Source organism: Nocardioides epinepheli, assembly GCF_037936805.1.
Classification (GTDB): domain Bacteria; phylum Actinomycetota; class Actinomycetes; order Propionibacteriales; family Nocardioidaceae; genus Nocardioides.
This window is the reverse complement of record NZ_JBBMMC010000017.1, coordinates 1-16708: the sequence shown is the minus strand read 5'-3', so window position 1 is coordinate 16708 and position 16708 is coordinate 1. Positions and strand designations below refer to the sequence as shown.

Sequence of the window (16708 nt, the reverse complement as noted above, 5' to 3'; positions counted from 1 at the left end):
AGTAAGTGCGGACGACGGGTGGCCGGTCAGAGGAGGCGCGGACGTCGATAGGCTGGCGTCATGACGGCGCCCGCGCACGACCCCGCGCATGATCTGGTCCTCGTTGTCGACTTCGGGGCGCAGTACGCGCAGCTGATCGCCCGGCGAGTGCGCGAGGCACGGGTCTACTCCGAGATCGTGGCCCACCACGTGCCGGTGGAGGAGATGCTGGCCCGGAACCCGAAGGCGATCATCCTGTCCGGAGGGCCGTCCTCGGTCTACGCCGACGGCGCACCGGCGCTCGACCGGGCCCTCCTCGAGGCGGGGATCCCGGTCTTCGGCATGTGCTACGGCTTCCAGCTGATGGCTCAGGGCCTCGGCGGCGAGGTCGCCGCCACCGGCGCGCGAGAGTACGGCCGGACGCCGGTGACGGTCAGCGCCCCCGGCACGCTGCTCGCCGACGTCCCGGCCCAGCACACGGTCTGGATGTCGCACGGCGACTCGGTGGTCGCCGCTCCCGAGGGCTTCGACGTGCTGGCCTCCACCGCGACGACGCCGGTGGCTGCCTTCGAGTCCCTGGAGCGGCGGATGGCCGGGGTGCAGTGGCACCCCGAGGTGCTGCACAGCGAGCACGGGCAGCAGGTGCTCGAGCACTTCCTGCACGACATCGCCGGCTGCCGGCAGACCTGGACCATGCTCAACATCGTCGAGGAGCAGGTCGCCTCCATCCGCGAGCAGATCGGCGAGGGGCGCGCGATCTGCGCGCTGTCGGGCGGTGTCGACTCCGCCGTGGCCGCGGCCATCGTGCAGCGCGCGATCGGCGACCGCCTCACCTGCGTCTACGTCGATCACGGGATGATGCGCCAGGGCGAGACCGAGCAGGTCCGCCACGACTTCGAGGAGGTCTTCGACGTCCTCGACGTCGTCGACGCCTCCGGGCAGTTCCTCGACGCGCTGGCCGGGGTCAGCGACCCCGAGGAGAAGCGCAAGATCATCGGCCGCGAGTTCATCCGCACCTTCGAGGCGGCCGAGACCCGCGTCTTCGGCGACGCCGGCGCCGGGGAGACCGCCTACCTGGTCCAGGGCACCCTGTACCCCGACGTCGTGGAGTCCGGCGGCGGCGCCGGCACGTCGAACATCAAGTCCCACCACAACGTCGGCGGCCTGCCCGACGACCTCAACTTCGAGCTCGTCGAGCCGCTGCGGACCCTGTTCAAGGACGAGGTCCGCGCCGTCGGCGAGCAGCTCGGCCTGCCGAGCACGATGGTGTGGCGCCAGCCGTTCCCCGGGCCTGGGCTGGGCATCCGGATCATCGGCGAGGTCACCCGCGACCGGCTCGACATCCTGCGCCGAGCCGACGCGATCGCTCGCGAGGAGCTGACCCGCGCCGGCCTCGATCGCGACATCTGGCAGATGCCGGTGGTGCTGCTCGCCGACGTCCGCTCGGTGGGCGTGCAGGGCGACGGGCGCACCTACGGGCACCCGGTCGTGCTGCGGCCGGTCACCTCCGAGGACGCGATGACCGCCGACTGGGCGCGACTGCCCTACGACCTGCTGGAGCGGATCTCGACCCGCATCACCAACGAGGTCGCCGAGGTCAACCGGGTCACCCTCGACGTCACCTCCAAGCCCCCCGGCACCATCGAGTGGGAGTGACGACGGCGCCGGAGGGCCAGGGTCAGCAGCCGCCGTCGTCCGGGCAGCTCTCGGGGAGGACCTGCGGTGGGAAGAAGTCGAAGCTGGCCACCTCGCCGCTGGGCCCGGTGAACCGGACCGGCATCGAAGGAAGAGCCTGCATGTCGTTGTCCGGACGGTTGGCCTCGACGCGCTCCTCGCGATGCCGGATGACCCAGGTGTGCTCACCGACCTCGGCATTCACGTTGGTGCCGTCGGGGCCGTCGGCGACCACCTTGGTCGAGTCGCCCCAGAGCTGACCGGCTCCGTAGAAGAGCTCCTCGGAGCAGACGGCTCCCTCGCCCGGGCTGCACCACTGGGCCCATTCCAGGGTGTTGAACCAGGGCAGCTGAGCCTGGACGGGAGTCTTGCCGCGGAACTTGATGACGATGGCCTCGTTCAGGCCGTCTGCGACAGGTCCCTTCGAGACCTGGCACCGTACATACTTCGTGGCGTCGCCGGCGACCAAGGTCGCGGTGAAGCCGGCCTGGTCGGTGAGGTAGGCGTCCAGGCTCCAGTCGGCAGCTTCGCGCGCATCGGCGGCGGGCAGCAGGTCGAGGCACTGGTCGACGATCGCCTGCTCCTGCGGCGGCAGTTCCGCGCTCGGGGATGTCGGCGGCGGAGTCGGGTCAGGGTCGGTGGCGCCCGTCGGTGTCTCCGCCGGGGCGACGGAGGAGTGATCGGGGCCCGGTCCGTCGTGGTCGTTCTGCACCAGCAGGGTGGTGCCGACGCTGGCGGCCACCACGGCGGCCGCGACACCACCGCCGATCAGGGCGGTACGACGACGCCGGGCGCGGCGACCCCGAGCCGAGAGATCGGCAGGGGTGAAGCCGAGCGGACGGCCCTCGTCGTCCGCGGCGAGGTCGAGCAGGTCGGGAATGCGGTCGTTCATGGGGTCTCCTCCAGTTCGATGTCGAGTCCGGCGTCGAGCAGAGCGGCTCGCACCTGGTCCAGAGCCCGTGCGGTCTGGCTCTTGACCGTGCCGGTGGTGATGCCGAGGAGGTCGGCGGTCTCCTCGACCGACAGCTGGGAGAAGTAGCGCAGCACCAGGCAGGCCCGTCGGCGCTCGGGCAGCAGCCGCAGCGCCGAGAGCACGGCCAACCGGCGGTCGGTGGCGGCCATCGGGTCGTGATCGACCGACCCGCCTGTCGTTACCGAGCCGTCGGGGACGACGTCGGCCGACACCTCCCGGCGCCACGGACGCCGAGACTGGTCGATCACCGCGGTGGTGACCGCCCGGTGGGCGTAGGCCCGCACGTTCCCGCCGTGTCTGGTCACCCGCGGCCAGCGGCGATAGAGCGCGAGCAGCGCCTCCTGGGTGGCGTCCTCTGCTCGTGCCCAGTCGCCGCACATCAGGTACGCCGTGCGGCGCAAGGATCGGCCGTGCGCGGCGACGAACTCCTCGAAGTCCGCCTCGTGTGCCGGTGCCATCTACTCTCCCTTCGTCGCCCATAGAACGGGAGCGGCACGATGCGAGGTTGCTCGGGAGGTGCCCCGAAATGCCGATAGGCCCATGCTCAAGGGGGAGAGCATGGGCCCATCGGAATGGAACCTGGGTGGGACTACGAAGCTAGAACAGCCCGAGCGAGCGGACGACCCGGACGTCCCTCTCGAAGGATGCGGTTATGCGTTCCGCTTGTTGAAGATGGTCCATCCGCCGGGCCCGACGGCCAGACCGACGATGATGCAGATGATGCCGAGGAGGATCTGGCCCTGAATGAGTTGAACAACGCCGAAGATCACCAGGATCACGGCAAGGATCCACAAGAGGAAGCCCATGGTGTGCTCCTTCGAAACAAGGTCCCGGGTCGCGGGAACCGTCGCCCGACTTTCGGGCAACCCCGAGCCTTTCGTGTGCGAGCAGCGCCGACCTCACCCCCGGGGGTGCGTTGCCCGGTTCTATTCGAACGTTCAGTGTGACCTGTCGTACAGCGTGGTGCGCTCGACCACGGGGCGGCCGATTCCCTCACCGATCTCGACGAGCTCCGCGACGGTCTTCGCCGAGCCGTGCTGGGAGCCGGCCATGCGGGAGATCGTCTCCTCCATGAGGGTGCCGCCGAGGTCGTTGGCGCCGGAGCGGAGCATGGCTCGGGTGCCGTCGGTGCCGAGCTTGACCCAGCTGGTCTGGATGTTGTCGATGCGGCCGTGGAGCAGGATCCGGGCGAGCGCGTGGACGGCGAGGTTGTCGCGCATCGTGGGTCCGGGGCGGGCCACGCCGGCGAGGTAGATCGGTGCGGAGGTGTGGATGAACGGCAGCGGCACGAACTCGGTGAATCCGGTTCCGCCCGCATCCAGGGCCGTGTCCTGGACGCCGGAGAGCACGCGCAGGTGGTTGACCCAGTGCCGCGGGTTGTCGACGTGGCCGTACATCATGGTCGAGGTGGTCGGGATCCCAAGCCGGTGAGCGGTGCTCACGATCTCGATCCAGGTGCGGGTGGGGAGCTTGCCCTTGGTGAGGATCCAGCGGACGTCGTCGTCGAGGATCTCCGCGGCGGTCCCGGGAAGCGAGCCGAGCCCGGACTCGCGAGCCTTGATGAGGAAGTCCTCGACGGAGAGGCCGGTGCGCGCGGTGCCGTTGACGATCTCCATCGGGGAGAAGGCGTGCACGTGCATGTCCGGCACCCGCTGCTTCACCGCGGTCACGAGGTCGAAGTAGGCGGTGGCCGGGAGCTCGGGATCGATGCCGCCCTGCATGCAGACCTCGGTGGCGCCGAGGTCCCAGGCCTCCGCGGCCCGATCGGCGACCTCGTCGAGAGAGAGCGAGTAGGCATCGGTGTCGGTGCGTCGCTGGGCGAAGGCACAGAACCGGCACCCGACGTAGCAGACGTTGGTGAAGTTGATGTTGCGGTTCACGACGTAGGTGACGTCGTCGCCGACGGTGTCGCGGCGCAGGTCGTCGGCGAGGCGGCAGACCTGGTCCAGCAGCGGGCCCTCTGCGGTCATCAGCGTGAGAGCGTGCTCGTCGGACAGCCCTCCGGGGTCGGTCTCCGCCGCGGCCAGCGCCTCGCGGCCCTCGGCATGCAGCACTGCGGGTGCGCCGGAGTCTCGCGCGGCCTCGCGTACGGCGTCCCAGTCGCCGTAGACGTCGGCGAAGTCCGAGCGCCGATCCTCGGTTCGCCCCTCGACGTCGACGGCCGAGTGGAGGTCGGTGCGCCCGGTGGAGTCCAGCCCGCCGTCGGGCTCCTGCCAGGGAAGGCCGACCGGCCGGACGCCGGGCCGGGCGAGACCGTCGTCGGTGGCGAGCGCCGCGACGTGGGTCGCGACCCGTGGATCGAGCCACGGCTCGCCGGCGCGGACGAACTCGGGGTGCACGGTCAGGCGGGCCTTCAGCGTGAACCCGCACTCGGCGCTGATCGCTGTCAGCCGCTCCAGGCTCGGCCAGGGGCGTTCGGGGTTCACGTGGTCGGGCGTGAGCGGGGACACCCCGCCCCAGTCGTCCACGCCGGCGTCGAGAAGCGCCCGGCACTCGGCCAGGTCGACCAGGTTGGGCGGCGCCTGTACGCGGGCCTTCGGGCCGAGCACGAGCCGCGTCACCGCGATCGCTGCCCGGTACTCGTCCAGCCCGAGGTCGTCGGTGTGTCGCATCGCGGTGTCCGGCTTGGCGCGGAAGTTCTGGACGATCACCTCCTGGACCGAGCCGTACTGCGTCGACACCTTCCGCAGCGCCACGATCGTCTCGGCGCGCTCGGCGAGGGTCTCTCCGATCCCCACCAGAAGCCCGGTGGTGAACGGGATCGAGAGGCGTCCGGCGTCCTCGAGGACGCGCAGTCGCACCGCCGGGTCCTTGTCGGGCGACCCGAAGTGGGCCGCGCCCTTGGTCTCGAAGAGCCGGGTGGACGTCGTCTCGAGCATCATGCCGAGCGAGGGGGAGACGGGCTTGAGCCGGTTGAGCTCCTCCCACGACATGACGCCGGGGTTGAGGTGGGGGAGCAGTCCGGTCTCCTCCAGCACCCGGATCGCCATGGCGCGCACGTAGGCGAGGGTGGAGTCGTAGCCCTGCTCGTCGAGCCATGCGCGTGCCTCGGGCCAGCGCTCCTCGGGCCGGTCGCCGAGGGTGAACAGCGCCTCCAGGCAGCCGAGCGTGGCCCCCTGCGCGGCGATCTCGAGGATCTCGTCGGGTGAGAGGTACGGCGATCGACCCTCCCGCGCGGCCTGGGCCGGCGTCTCCACGAAGGTGCAGTAGTGGCACCGGTCGCGGCACAGCCGGGTGACCGGGATGAACACCTTCGGCGAGTAGGTGACGACGCCAGCACGGCCGGCCGCGGCCAGGCCCGCGTCGCGCACCCGCGCGGCCGCCGCGGTCAGCCGGTCGAGGTCCTCCCCGGTGGCGGCCAGCAGCACCGCGGCCTCGGCGACGTCGAGCCGCGCACCGCGCTCGGCACGGGCCAGTGCGCGTCGTACCTGCTGGGGTGTGGGGGGCGCCTCGGGGGCGGTGTTCGGATCCTGCGTGGTGCTCACTGTCCTCACGGTAGCCACGCTCCGTAGCGAACCGGCGCGCCGCCCACCCGATGACACCCGACCGCCCATTTCTCGCTGACCCGTCAGCTATAGCGGACGGGTCAGCGCGGGGTCGGGGTCGATGTCGTCGGTGGGGGTCGTCGCGTCGTCCTCGGTGCCGAGGGTGTGCGGGTCGAGGGGGGCGTTGGCGGTGTCGAGGCGGCTGGGCCACCAGATCTTCCCACCCAGATCGAGGTTCAAGGCGGTGACCAGCACCGAGCGGACGATCATCGTGTCGAGCAGGACGCCGAGGGCCACCGCGATGCCGATCTCGGCGAGGAACACGACCGGGATGGTGCCGAGCACGAGGAACGTCGCGGCCAGCACCAGGCCGGCGGAGGTGATCACACCGCCGGTGGAGGACAGCGCCACCAAGGTGCCGCGGCGGGTGCCGCGGTCGGCGGTCTCCTCCCGGACCCTGGTCATCAGGAAGATGTTGTAGTCGATGCCCAGCGCCACGAGGAACACGAAGGCGAACAGCGGGAACCCCGGATCGACGTCGGCGCCGTCGGGCCACTGGTCGAAGACGAGCGGGAGGACGTAGTCGAAGATCATCGCCGAGATGCCGAGCGCGGCACCGAAGGAGAGCACCACGGTGCCCATCAGCAGCAGCGGGGCAACCAGCGACCGGAGCAGCCCGACCAGGATCAGGAACACCACGAGCAGCACGATCGGGATGATGACCTTGTTGTCTCGCTCCGAGGCGACCTTGGTGTCGACGTAGAACGCCGACCCGCCGCCGACCATCGCGTCGGCACCTGACACCCCATGGACGGCGTCGCGGGCGGCCAGGACGGTGTCGGCGGCCTCCGGCGAGGCGCTGTCGTGACCGATCGTCGCCTCGAGGTAGGAGCGCTGGTCGGAGATCGGCTGCGGGTCGCCGGGCTGCCCCAGGCCGTCGACGCCGGTGAGGGCCTGGGCCACCTCGGCGATCCGGTCGGTGTTCGCCACGACCTGGATCGTGTTCGACGTGTCCTGCAAGCCGTGGTCGACGAGCACCTGCTGACCCTGGATGGAGTCGAGCCGCTTGGTGTAGCTGTCCTCGGTCGCCAGCCCGCCGGTGTCGAGCTTGAGCACGCCCAGGCAGGCGATGAGCAGCAGGCCGGCGGTGACCACCCAGACCAGCCGCGGACGCGGCGCGATCCGCCGGCCGACCCGCGACCAGAATCCCGTGCGGGTGGGCTCCGGGCTGCGGTAGGTCGGCCGCTTGGGCCAGAACAGCCAGCGCCCGCAGATCACCAGCATCGCCGGGAGCAGGGTGACCATCACCAAGAACGTGACGGCGACGCCGACCGCCAGCACCGGTCCGAGGCCGGCGGTGGAGTTCAGCTCGGCGAACACCAGGCACAGCAGTCCCACGACCACCGTCGCGGCGCTGGCGAGGATCGCGGGAGCGGCGCGGTGCAGGGCGAAGGCCATCGCCTCATGGCGATCCTCGTGACGGCGCAGCTCCTCGCGGTAGCGAGCCACGAGCAGGAGCGCGTAGTCGGTGCCCGCGCCGATCACCAGGATGCCCAAGATGGCCTGACTCTGACCGTTGACGGTCAGGTCGGCGTACTTGGCCAGGAGGTAGACGACGCCCCCGGAGATCGTGTACGCCACCACCGCGCTGAGGATCGGCAGGATCCACAGCACCGGGCTGCGGTAGGTGAACAGCAGGATCACCACGACGACGCCGAGGGCGGTCAGCAGGAGCGCGCCGTCGATGCCCTCGAATGCCTCGGCGGCATCGGCCGCCTGTCCGCCGTAACCGGCCAGGTGCACCGAGGCGCCGTCGAGCTGGGCGATCGCACGGACCTCCTTCGCGGCGTCGGGGATCTTGGTCCAGCCGTCGGGGCCGAAGTCGAAGACGAAGGGCACGAACGCCGCCTGGCCGTCCTCGGAGACGACGACCGGCGGCTGCGGTCCCGAGAGCTGGGCCGCCGACTCCTCGGTGAGGCCGTCGACACCGGCGAGCTCGTGCGCCTGGGCGGCGATCGTCGCGAGATCGTCGGCGGTGAGGCCGGAGCCGCGCTCGTAGACGACGAGGGTCGGGATCTCGTCGGGGTCGAGGGTGTCGGCGAGCTCGTTCGCGACCTTGGTGGACTCCGCCGACCCGGGCAGCCACGAGGACGCCTCGTTGTTCTGGACCTCGGTGAGCTTGCTGCTGAACGCGCCCATCCCGGCCGTTGCCACCAGCACGACGACGAGCACGACCCACTTCGACACGCGCCCGGTCAGGCGCCGTGCGATCCGACGATGCATGATGACGACTCTCCTCGCGCTCGGCCCCCTGCGGTATCGGGGATCACCCTGATAGACGGTCGCCGTGGCCGGTTCTCATCGGCCGTCGCCGATCGGATCTGGAACCCGGACGCGGGTCCTGACAGAGTCGGGACATGTATCCCGGTACCTGGGCCCGGACGACGCCCGACAGGCCCGCGCTGATCATGGCCGGCTCCGGCCGCATGCTCACCTACGCCGAGCTCGACGAGCGCAGCCTGCGGCTGGCGAACTGGCTACGCGGTGCCGGGCTGCGCGAGGGCGACGTCGTCGCCCTCGTCAGCGACAACACACCCGAGGCCTACGAGGTCTACTGGGCAGCCCTGCGCTCGGGCCTCTACATCACGGCCGTGAACCATCACCTCGCGCCCGACGAGGTGTCCTATATCGTCGGTGACTGCGATGCCAAGGCACTCATCGTCTCGGCCGCCAAGGCCGACCTCGTGTCCCGGCTCGACGTCGACGTCGACCGGCGCCTCGCCTACGGAGGCCACGTCGACGGCTTCGGCGACTACGAGGCCGCGCTGCGCGATGCCGGCGCCGAGCCGCTCGCCGAGCAGCGTCACGGCGACGACCTGCTCTACTCCTCCGGCACCACCGGACGCCCCAAGGGCATCAAGCTGCCGCTGCCCGAGCACGCGGTCGACGAGCCGGGCTACAAGTACGTGACGATCTTCGGCGGCCTGTACGGCTTCGACGAGTCGACGGTCTACCTCTCGCCCGCACCGGTCTACCACGCGGCGCCGTTGCGCTTCGGGGGCGTCGTGCACGCGCTTGGCGGCACCCTGGTGATGATGGAGCGGTTCGACGCCGAGGCCTGCCTGGCCGCGATCGAGCGCTACGGCGTGACCCACACCCAGATGGTGCCGACGATGTTCGTGCGTCTGCTCAAGCTGCCCGAGGCCGTCCGCGAGGGTGCCGACGTGTCGTCGCTGCGCTGCGTGGTGCACGCCGCGGCACCGTGCCCGGTCGAGGTGAAGCACCGGATGATCGACTGGCTCGGTCCGATCGTCAACGAGTACTACGCCTCCACGGAGGCCAACGGCGGCACGATGATCTCCAGCGAGCAGTGGCTCGAGCGCCCCGGCTCGGTGGGGGTGCCGCTCATCGGCGTCCCGCACATCTGCGACGGGGACGGCAACGAGGTGCCCGCCGGCACCGTGGGCACCATCTACTTCGAGCGCACCGAGTTCGACGGTGCGCCCTTCGAGTACCACAAGGATCCCGACAAGACCGCCGCCACCCAGCATCCGCGGCATCCGAACTGGACCGCGATCGGCGACCTCGGCTATCTCGACGACGCGGGCTACCTCTACCTCACCGACCGGTCGGCGTTCATGATCATCAGCGGCGGGGTGAACATCTATCCGCAGGAGATCGAGGACCTGTTCAGCCTGCACCCGGCGGTGATCGACATCGGTGTGATCGGGGTGCCCGACGACGAGATGGGCGAGCGGGTCGTGGCCTACGTGCAGCCCGCCGTCCCCGGCACCGAGGATCTCGCCGACGAGCTGACCTCCTATGCCCGCGAGCGGATGGCGCACTACAAGGTGCCGAGGGAGATCTACTTCCGCGACGAGCTGCCTCGCACGCCGACGGGGAAGATGGTGAAGGGCAAGCTCAAGGCCGACTACGTCGCGCCCGCCACCCCCGCCACCTGAGCCTCACAGGCCGAGGGAGCGCCCGATGATCTCCTTCTGGACCTCGGTGGTGCCGCCGTAGATGGTCTGGATGCGCGAGTCGGTGAACGCCTTGGAGATCGGGTACTCGCTCATGTAGCCGTAGCCGCCGTGCAGCTGGACGCCGCGGTCGGCGAACTTCGTCTGCAGCTCGGTGGTCCACCACTTGGCCATCGAGGCCAGCGCGGTGTCGACCTCGCCGGCGTTGAGCTTGAGGATGCAGTCGTTGACGAAGAGGCGGGCGATGTGGACCTCGGTGGCCATCTCGGCCAGCAGGAACCGGTTGTGCTGGAACTTCCCGATCGGGCGGCCGAAGGCCTGGCGCTGCTTGGCGTAGTCGAGGCACATCGCCATGATCTGCTCCATCGCCGCGACCGCGATGGCGGCGATCGAGATCCGCTCCTGCGGCAGGTTCTGCATCAGGTAGATGAAGCCCTGGCCCTCCTCGCCGAGGAGGTTCTCCTTGGGCACCTCGACGTCGTGGAAGAACAGCTCGGCGGTGTCTTGGGCCTTCAGGCCCATCTTGTCGAGGTTGCGACCGCGCTCGAACCCGGGCATCCCGCGCTCGACGACGAGCAGACTGATGCCCTGGTGGCCGGCGTCGGGGTCGGTGCGGCACACCACGATCACCAGGTCGCTGAGGATGCCGTTGGAGATGAAGGTCTTCGAGCCGTTGAGCAGGTAGTGGTCGCCGCGGTCGACCGCGGAGGTGCGCACGCCCTGGAGGTCGGACCCGGCTCCGGGCTCGGTCATCGCGATCGCCGAGATCAGCTCACCGCTGACCAGTCCCGGGAGCCAGCGCTGCTTCTGCTCCTCGGTGCCCAGGGCGCTGAGGTAGGGCACGATGATGTCGGTGTGGACGCCGAAGCCGAGTCCGCTCGCGCCGACTCGGGTGATCTCCTCGGCCAGCACCGTGTGGTACCGGAAGTCGTGGATCCCTGGGCCGCCGTACTGCTCCTCGACGTCGAAGCAGAGCAGGCCCTGCTCGCCGGCCTTGCGCCAGACCTCGCGGTCGACCTGGCCGTCCTTCTCCCACTGCTCGTGGTGCGGCACCACCTCACGCTCCAGGAACGCGCGCGCGGTGGCGCGGAAGTCCTCGTGCTCCTGCTCGTAGATCGACGGCGTCTCCGGCATCGGTCAGACCCACTCCTTGACCCGGGCGATCAGCGCGGCCGGATCCTCGGCGGCCGGCATCACCTGGAGATGACTGACCCCCGACTCGCGGAAGGCCTCGATCCGCTCCTTCACATACGACTCCGGTCCGACGAGGTTTCCGGCCTCCAGCCACTCGGTGGGCACCAGCGCCTCGGCCTCCTTCTTCTTGCCCGAGAGGTAGAGGTCCTGGATCTTGGTGGCCTCCTCCTCGTAGCCGTAGGCGCAGGCGAGGTCGTTGTAGAAGTTCTTGCCCTTCGCGCCCATCCCGCCGACGTAGAGGGCATACATCGGACGGGCCAGGTCGAGCATCCCCTTGACGTCGTCGCCGACGGCGAGCAGTCCGCCCGCGGTGATCTGGAGCGGCCCGAGGTCGGCCGAGCGCTTGGCCGCCCCGGCCGCCAGCGATTCGCCCCAGACCTGCTGGGCCTTCTCGGGGTAGAAGAGGTGGGGGATCCAGCCGTCGGCGATCTCGGCGGTCATCGCGACGTTCTTGTCGCCGAGGGCCGCGACCCAGATCGGGACCTCGGGACGCTCCGGGCGGGTGAGCAGCTTGAGCGGCTTGCCCAGGCCGAGGCCCTGGTCGGCAGGCAGTGGCAGGGTGAAGTCGCGTCCGCTGTGCTCCAACGGCTCGCGACGCAGGCCCTGACGCAGGATGTCGATGACCTCGCGGGTGCGGCCCAGCGGCCGGGCGTAGGGGAGTCCGTGGAAGCCCTCGATCACCTGCGGCCCGGAGGCGCCCAGCCCGATGACGGCGCGTCCTGCCGAGACGTTGTCGAGGCCGGCGGCGGTCTGGAGCAGGGCGCCGGGGGTGCGGGAGAAGACGTTGAGGATGCCGGAGCCGATCTCGATCGTGTCGGTCTTCGCGGCCAGGTAGCCCATCAGCGTGGGGGAGTCGAAGCCGTAGGCCTCGGCGACCCACACCAGGTCGAGCCCGGCCTTCTCCAGGGCGACCACCTGGTCGGCTGCCGCGCGGGGGTTGCCGTCGTACATCAGCATCGTGCTCAGCTTCATCGGGACTCCTCGCGAGCGACTGTGACAGTGTTGGTGTCACGATAGCCCAAGGCGCGCTCGCCGCGACTGTGGTGCGGATCACGCTGGCGTGATCCGCACGCGCCCGATAGACAGGCACACCCAAGCAATCCGTCGAGAGGAACTCCCGTGACCCAGCACCGCATCGCCGTGATCGGCGGCACCGGACCTCAGGGCAAGGGGCTCGGCTACCGCTTCGCCAAACACGGGCACGATGTGGTGATCGGCTCCCGGTCGGCGGAGAAGGCCGTGCCGGTCGCCGCCGAGGTGACCGAGCGACTGAGCGGCGTCGAGGGTGCCGGCGAGGTGAGTGGCGCGGCGAACGCCGACGCCGTGGCCCAGGCCGACGTCGTCCTGCTCGCCGTGCCCTACGACGGCCACGACGAGCTCGTCGCCGCGCTGCCGCTCGCGGGCAAGACCGTGATCTCGTGCGTCAACCCGCTGGCCTTCGACAAGCGCGGTGCCCACGGCCGGATCGTCAACGGTGGCGAGGGATCGGCCGCCGAGTCGGCGCAGGAGCTCGCCCCCGAGGCCACCGTCGTCGGTGCCTTCCACAACGTCTCCGCGGTGCTGCTGTGGGGCGATGACGACTACCTCGACGAGGACGTCCTCGTCGTCGGCGACGTCGTGGAGGCCAAGGAGGTCGCCATGGACCTGGCCGAGTCGGTCACCGGGCGCCGCGGGATCGACGCCGGCAAGCTGCGGCTGGCCCGCCAGCTCGAGCCGTTCACCGCCGTGCTCATCTCGATCAACCGCAAGTACAAGACGCACGCCGGGGTGCGGATCTCGGGGCTCTAGCCTCGAGGCTGGCTCCTCACTCCCCGTTCCAGCTGCGCCACAGGGCGGCGTACGAGCCGTCGGCGGCGACGAGCTCGTCGTGCGAGCCGAGCTCGGAGATCACGCCGTCCTCGACAACGGCGACCCGGTCGGCGTCGTGCGCCGAGAACAGCCGGTGGGCGATCGCGATCACCGTACGGCCCTCGAGCACGCCGGCGAGCGAGCGCTCCAGGTGCCGGGCCGCGCGCGGGTCGATCAGCGAGGTCGCCTCATCGAGCACCAGCGTGTGCGGGTCGGCGAGCACGAGCCGGGCCAGCGCGATCTGCTGGGCCTGGGCGGCGTGCAGCGTGTGCCCCCCGGACCCCACCTCGGTGTCGAGACCCTGGGGGAGCGCCAACGCCCAGTCGAGTGCGTCGACGGCGTCGAGTGCTGCTCGCAGGTCGTCGTCGGTGGCCTCCTCGGGGGCGGCCAGGGCGAGGTTCTCGCGCAGGGTGCCGACGAAGACGTGGTGCTCCTGGGTCACCAGGGCCACGTGGCCGCGCAGGTCGTCCAGCGGCAGCTCGACCAGTCCGACCCCGCCGACGGTGACCGCCCCGGTACGCGGCGGATGGATGCCGGCCAGCAGGCGACCAAGCGTCGACTTCCCGGCTCCGGACGGGCCCACCATCGCGACCCGCTCGCCGACCCCGACGTCGAGGTCGACCCCGTGCAGCACGTCGCGGCCCTCGACGTAGGAGAATCGGACGTCGTCGGCGACGAGGTCCTCGCCGCCCGGCTCGCGGCCGCTGACCTCGCGGTCGTCGGGCACCTGTGCGACGCCGAGCAGCCGGGCGAGCGAGGCGGCACCGATCTGGAGCTCGTCGAGGATCGCCACCACCCGGTCGACCGGGTCGATGAGCATCTGGACGTAGAGCACCGCGGCAGTGACGTCGCCGAGCGACACGCTGCCCTGGGTGTAGAGGTAGCCGCCGAAGAGCAGGGTCAGCACGGTGGGCACCAGGTAGCTCAGGTCCATTACCGGGAAGAACACCGTGCGCAGATAGAGCGTGTACCGCTCGGCCGCGTAGGAGTCGGCGATGTCGGCGTCGATCGCGGTGATCCGCTCGCGACCCAGTCCGAGGGCCTCGACGGTGCGGGCGCCCTCGACGGTCTCGGTGAGGGTCGCGTTGATCTGGGAGTACGACGCGGACTCGCGCAGGTAGCCGTCCTTGGCCCGCCGGAGGTACCAGCGCAGCCCGAACACCAGGGGCGGCACGCCGAACAGGCAGGGCAGCGCCACCCACCAGCCGACCGACACCGCGGCCGCGAAGGTGAGGATCGCGGTGACCACCGCGATGGTCCACTCCGGCAGGGCCCACCGCACCGACCAGCCGAGCTGCTCGACGTCGCGACTGGTGCGGGTGAGCAGGTCGCCCGATCCGGCCGACTCGACGACTCCGACCGGCAGGGCGAGCGAGTTGGCCACGAAGTCCTCGCGCAGCTCGGCGAGCACCTGCTCACCGAGCACCTGGCTTATGTAGCGCGCGTAGCGGGTGAGGATCGTCTGGAGGACGAGGAAGCCCGCGAGGAGCAGGATCACCCGATCGACGTGGCCGACCGTGCTGCCCTGTTCCACGGCCTCGACGAGGTCGCCGAGCAGGCGCGGCGCCGCGAGACCGGCGACCGCCGCCAGGACGTGCAGGACCAGCGCGCTCCACAGCAGTCGCGGGTGCCGCCGGGCCAGGTCGAGGGCATAGGTGCGCATCGAGTTGCCCTCGGCGACGGGCAGCAGGGTGTCGCTCACGACGCCGTCACCTCCTCCCGCGTGACCACGGCGCGATAGGCGGGCTCGTGGTGCATCAGGTCGGCGTGGGTGCCGGTGGCCACGACGCGACCCTCGCGCAGGAAGACGACCTCGTCGGCGGCGTCGAGCATGAGCGGGCTGCTCGTGGTCACGATCGTGGTGCGGCCCGCCCGGTGCTCGCGCAGACGGGCGGCGATCCGCGACTCGGTGTGCGCGTCCACCGCCGAGGTCGGCTCGACCAGCACGAGGATCTCGGGGTCGGCGGCGAGCGCCCGGGCCAGGATGAGCCGTTGGCGCTGGCCGCCGGAGAAGCTGCGGCCGCGCTCGGTGACCGTCGCGTCCAGGCCGTCGGGCAGCGCCTCGAGGATGTCGTCGGCCGAGGCCGTCTCGAGGGCCCGGAGGACCCGCGCAGCGCTGTCGCCGCCGGCGACGTCGAGTCGGTCGCCGAGCCGTCCGGAGAACAGCGTGCTCCCGGTGTCGGAGACCACGATGCGGCGTCGCACGTCCTCGCGACGCAGCGCGGTGAGAGGGACGCCGCCGAGGGTGACGTCGTCGTCGACCTCCGCGGCGCACAGGCCCAGGCGGTCGGCCAGGGCCGCGGACTCCTCCGAGGGCTCGCTGACGATCGCGGTGAGGCTGCCGGGCCGGACCCGCAGACCGCTGCGGGCATCGGAGAGCTCGGCCCCGGCAGGCGGCGGGGTGCGCGGATCGGTCGGGTCGTCGACGTCCGGCTCGAGGACGAGAAGGCGGCACACCCGCGCCGCGGACACCTTCGCGCGGATCACCTTGTTGGCGAACTCGGTGGCGGTGCGCAGCGGGATCATCAAGAACGCCGAGTACCCGTAGAACGCGACCAGCTCGCCCGCGCTGATCCTTCCGGTGACGGCGTACCTGGCGCCGAGCCAGACCACGATCACCACGAACAGTCCAGGCAGGAACACCTGGAGCGCATCGAGCATCGACTGGAGCTTCGCGACCGCCACGCCGGCCTGCCGGGTCTCCTGCGACTCGCGCCGGTAGCGCGCCAGGAACACCTGCTCGCCGCCGATGCCGCGCAGGACGCGCAGTCCGCTCACGATGTCGGTGGCGGTGTTCGACAGGCGTCCGGTCAGCTCGCGCTGGGCGGCGCTGCGGCGCTGGAGCGGCGAGAGCAGCGGGCCGACCAGCAGCACCAGCGCGGGCACCCCGATGAGCACGACGAGGCCGAGCGTCACCGAGGTCTGGAGCAGGATGACCGCGACCAGCACGAACGAGACGACGGCGCCGGAGAACCGCGCGGTGACGTCCATGACCTGGCCCAGGTGCGAGATGTCGCTGTTGCCGATCGCGACCACCTCGCCGGTGGAGACCTTCCGCGGCAGGGTGCCACCCAGGTGCACGGTGTGGCGTCCGGTGAGCTGGACGGTGCGGTAGGCGGCGGTGAGCCAGTTGGTGACCGCGAACCGGTGCCGCTGGATCCCGCTGGCCGCCTGCACCACCCCGACCGCGAGCATGACGCCGGCCAGCCCGAGCAACGCCGACCGGTCACGCGCGGCGACGCCGTCGTCGATGGCCCGGCCGATGACCGCCGGCATCACGGCCTGGCAGCTCATCCAGATGATCCCGAAGATCATCCCGCCCAGCAGCGTCTTCCACTGCCCCTTGGCCAGCCACCACAAGAACCGCATCGGCGAGCGGTGGTCGGCCGTGCCGGGATGGTCGAGGGGCAGATGTCGCACCCGCAGACATTAGAGAGTCCGAGGCCTCGGGAGCGAACCGTTATCGCCTGTGGCCGGAGGTTGAGCAAGCGAGCGCCAGCTGTTGTGGGTAGGGAGGTTGGTGACAGCTCGGCGTGGCGGGGTGGGTAGAGGGCCTTTCCGCGTGTTCGGTGTGT

At 70.6% G+C, this 16708-nt stretch carries 12 protein-coding genes; 3 read left to right on the top strand and 9 right to left on the bottom strand.

What is annotated here, in order from left to right; translation table 11 throughout:
- Nucleotides 1-60 precede the first annotated feature (60 nt).
- Nucleotides 61-1635, top strand: coding sequence for a glutamine-hydrolyzing GMP synthase (guaA, locus tag WMR31_RS19325; protein WP_340540527.1), 1575 nt, complete (start codon nucleotides 61-63; stop codon nucleotides 1633-1635).
- A gap of 22 nt (nucleotides 1636-1657) precedes the next feature.
- Here guaA and WMR31_RS19320 read toward each other — a convergent pair whose 3' ends face one another.
- From WMR31_RS19320 to WMR31_RS19300, 5 genes are all read right to left on the bottom strand, one after another.
- Nucleotides 1658-2545, bottom strand: coding sequence for a hypothetical protein (locus WMR31_RS19320; protein ID WP_340540526.1), 888 nt, complete (start codon nucleotides 2543-2545; stop codon nucleotides 1658-1660).
- Nucleotides 2542-3084, bottom strand: coding sequence for an RNA polymerase sigma factor (locus WMR31_RS19315; RefSeq protein WP_340540525.1), 543 nt, complete (start codon nucleotides 3082-3084; stop codon nucleotides 2542-2544). The genes WMR31_RS19320 and WMR31_RS19315 overlap by 4 nt, the downstream gene beginning before the upstream one ends.
- Nucleotides 3085-3276: 192 nt before the next feature.
- The gene (locus WMR31_RS19310) at nucleotides 3277-3432 is read right to left on the bottom strand and encodes a GPGG-motif small membrane protein (protein ID WP_340540524.1); all 156 of its coding nucleotides are present in this window, start codon (nucleotides 3430-3432) and stop codon (nucleotides 3277-3279) included.
- A gap of 132 nt (nucleotides 3433-3564) precedes the next feature.
- Nucleotides 3565-6111 carry a bifunctional FO biosynthesis protein CofGH gene (locus WMR31_RS19305; RefSeq protein ID WP_340540523.1) on the bottom strand — a complete coding sequence of 849 codons (2547 nt, stop codon included), beginning with the start codon at nucleotides 6109-6111 and terminating at the stop codon, nucleotides 3565-3567.
- 87 nt (nucleotides 6112-6198) lie between these two features.
- Nucleotides 6199-8394: an MMPL family transporter gene (locus WMR31_RS19300; protein WP_340540522.1), complete on the bottom strand. Its 2196-nt coding sequence runs from the start codon at nucleotides 8392-8394 to the stop codon at nucleotides 6199-6201.
- A gap of 134 nt (nucleotides 8395-8528) precedes the next feature.
- Here WMR31_RS19300 and WMR31_RS19295 point away from each other — a divergent pair, with 134 nt between their 5' ends.
- Entirely contained in the window at nucleotides 8529-10073 is a 1545-nt protein-coding gene (locus tag WMR31_RS19295; protein ID WP_340540521.1) for an acyl-CoA synthetase, read from the top strand.
- 3 nt (nucleotides 10074-10076) lie between these two features.
- On the opposite strand, the gene WMR31_RS19290 is transcribed toward WMR31_RS19295, so the two are convergent.
- Together WMR31_RS19290 and WMR31_RS19285 are read right to left on the bottom strand one after the other, a co-directional pair.
- Complete coding sequence (locus WMR31_RS19290; RefSeq protein WP_340540520.1) at nucleotides 10077-11225, bottom strand: acyl-CoA dehydrogenase family protein; 1149 nt, start codon at nucleotides 11223-11225, stop codon at nucleotides 10077-10079.
- Nucleotides 11226-11228: 3 nt separating this feature from the next.
- Nucleotides 11229-12257 carry an LLM class F420-dependent oxidoreductase gene (locus WMR31_RS19285; protein ID WP_340540519.1) on the bottom strand — a complete coding sequence of 343 codons (1029 nt, stop codon included), beginning with the start codon at nucleotides 12255-12257 and terminating at the stop codon, nucleotides 11229-11231.
- Nucleotides 12258-12404: 147 nt separating this feature from the next.
- Between WMR31_RS19285 and npdG the strand changes: the two genes are divergently transcribed.
- Complete coding sequence (npdG, locus tag WMR31_RS19280; protein ID WP_340540518.1) at nucleotides 12405-13073, top strand: NADPH-dependent F420 reductase; 669 nt, start codon at nucleotides 12405-12407, stop codon at nucleotides 13071-13073.
- Between the two features lie 16 nt (nucleotides 13074-13089).
- Here the strand turns inward: npdG and WMR31_RS19275 are convergent, their stop codons facing one another.
- Nucleotides 13090-14835, bottom strand: coding sequence for an ABC transporter ATP-binding protein (locus WMR31_RS19275; protein WP_340540517.1), 1746 nt, complete (start codon nucleotides 14833-14835; stop codon nucleotides 13090-13092).
- Complete coding sequence (locus WMR31_RS19270) at nucleotides 14832-16553, bottom strand: ABC transporter ATP-binding protein (protein ID WP_340540516.1); 1722 nt, start codon at nucleotides 16551-16553, stop codon at nucleotides 14832-14834. The genes WMR31_RS19275 and WMR31_RS19270 overlap by 4 nt, the downstream gene beginning before the upstream one ends.
- Nucleotides 16554-16708 lie beyond the last annotated feature (155 nt).

Bases quoted from the DNA above. Each gene is read 5' to 3' on its own strand.
- guaA (WP_340540527.1), top strand. From the start codon at position 61: ATGACGGCGCCCGCGCACGACCCCGCGCATGATCTGGTCCTCGTTGTC.
- WMR31_RS19320 (WP_340540526.1), bottom strand. From the start codon at position 2,545: ATGAACGACCGCATTCCCGACCTGCTCGACCTCGCCGCGGACGACGAG.
- WMR31_RS19315 (WP_340540525.1), bottom strand. From the start codon at position 3,084: ATGGCACCGGCACACGAGGCGGACTTCGAGGAGTTCGTCGCCGCGCAC.
- WMR31_RS19310 (WP_340540524.1), bottom strand. From the start codon at position 3,432: ATGGGCTTCCTCTTGTGGATCCTTGCCGTGATCCTGGTGATCTTCGGC.
- WMR31_RS19300 (WP_340540522.1), bottom strand. From the start codon at position 8,394: ATGCATCGTCGGATCGCACGGCGCCTGACCGGGCGCGTGTCGAAGTGG.
- WMR31_RS19295 (WP_340540521.1), top strand. From the start codon at position 8,529: ATGTATCCCGGTACCTGGGCCCGGACGACGCCCGACAGGCCCGCGCTG.
- WMR31_RS19290 (WP_340540520.1), bottom strand. From the start codon at position 11,225: ATGCCGGAGACGCCGTCGATCTACGAGCAGGAGCACGAGGACTTCCGC.
- WMR31_RS19285 (WP_340540519.1), bottom strand. From the start codon at position 12,257: ATGAAGCTGAGCACGATGCTGATGTACGACGGCAACCCCCGCGCGGCA.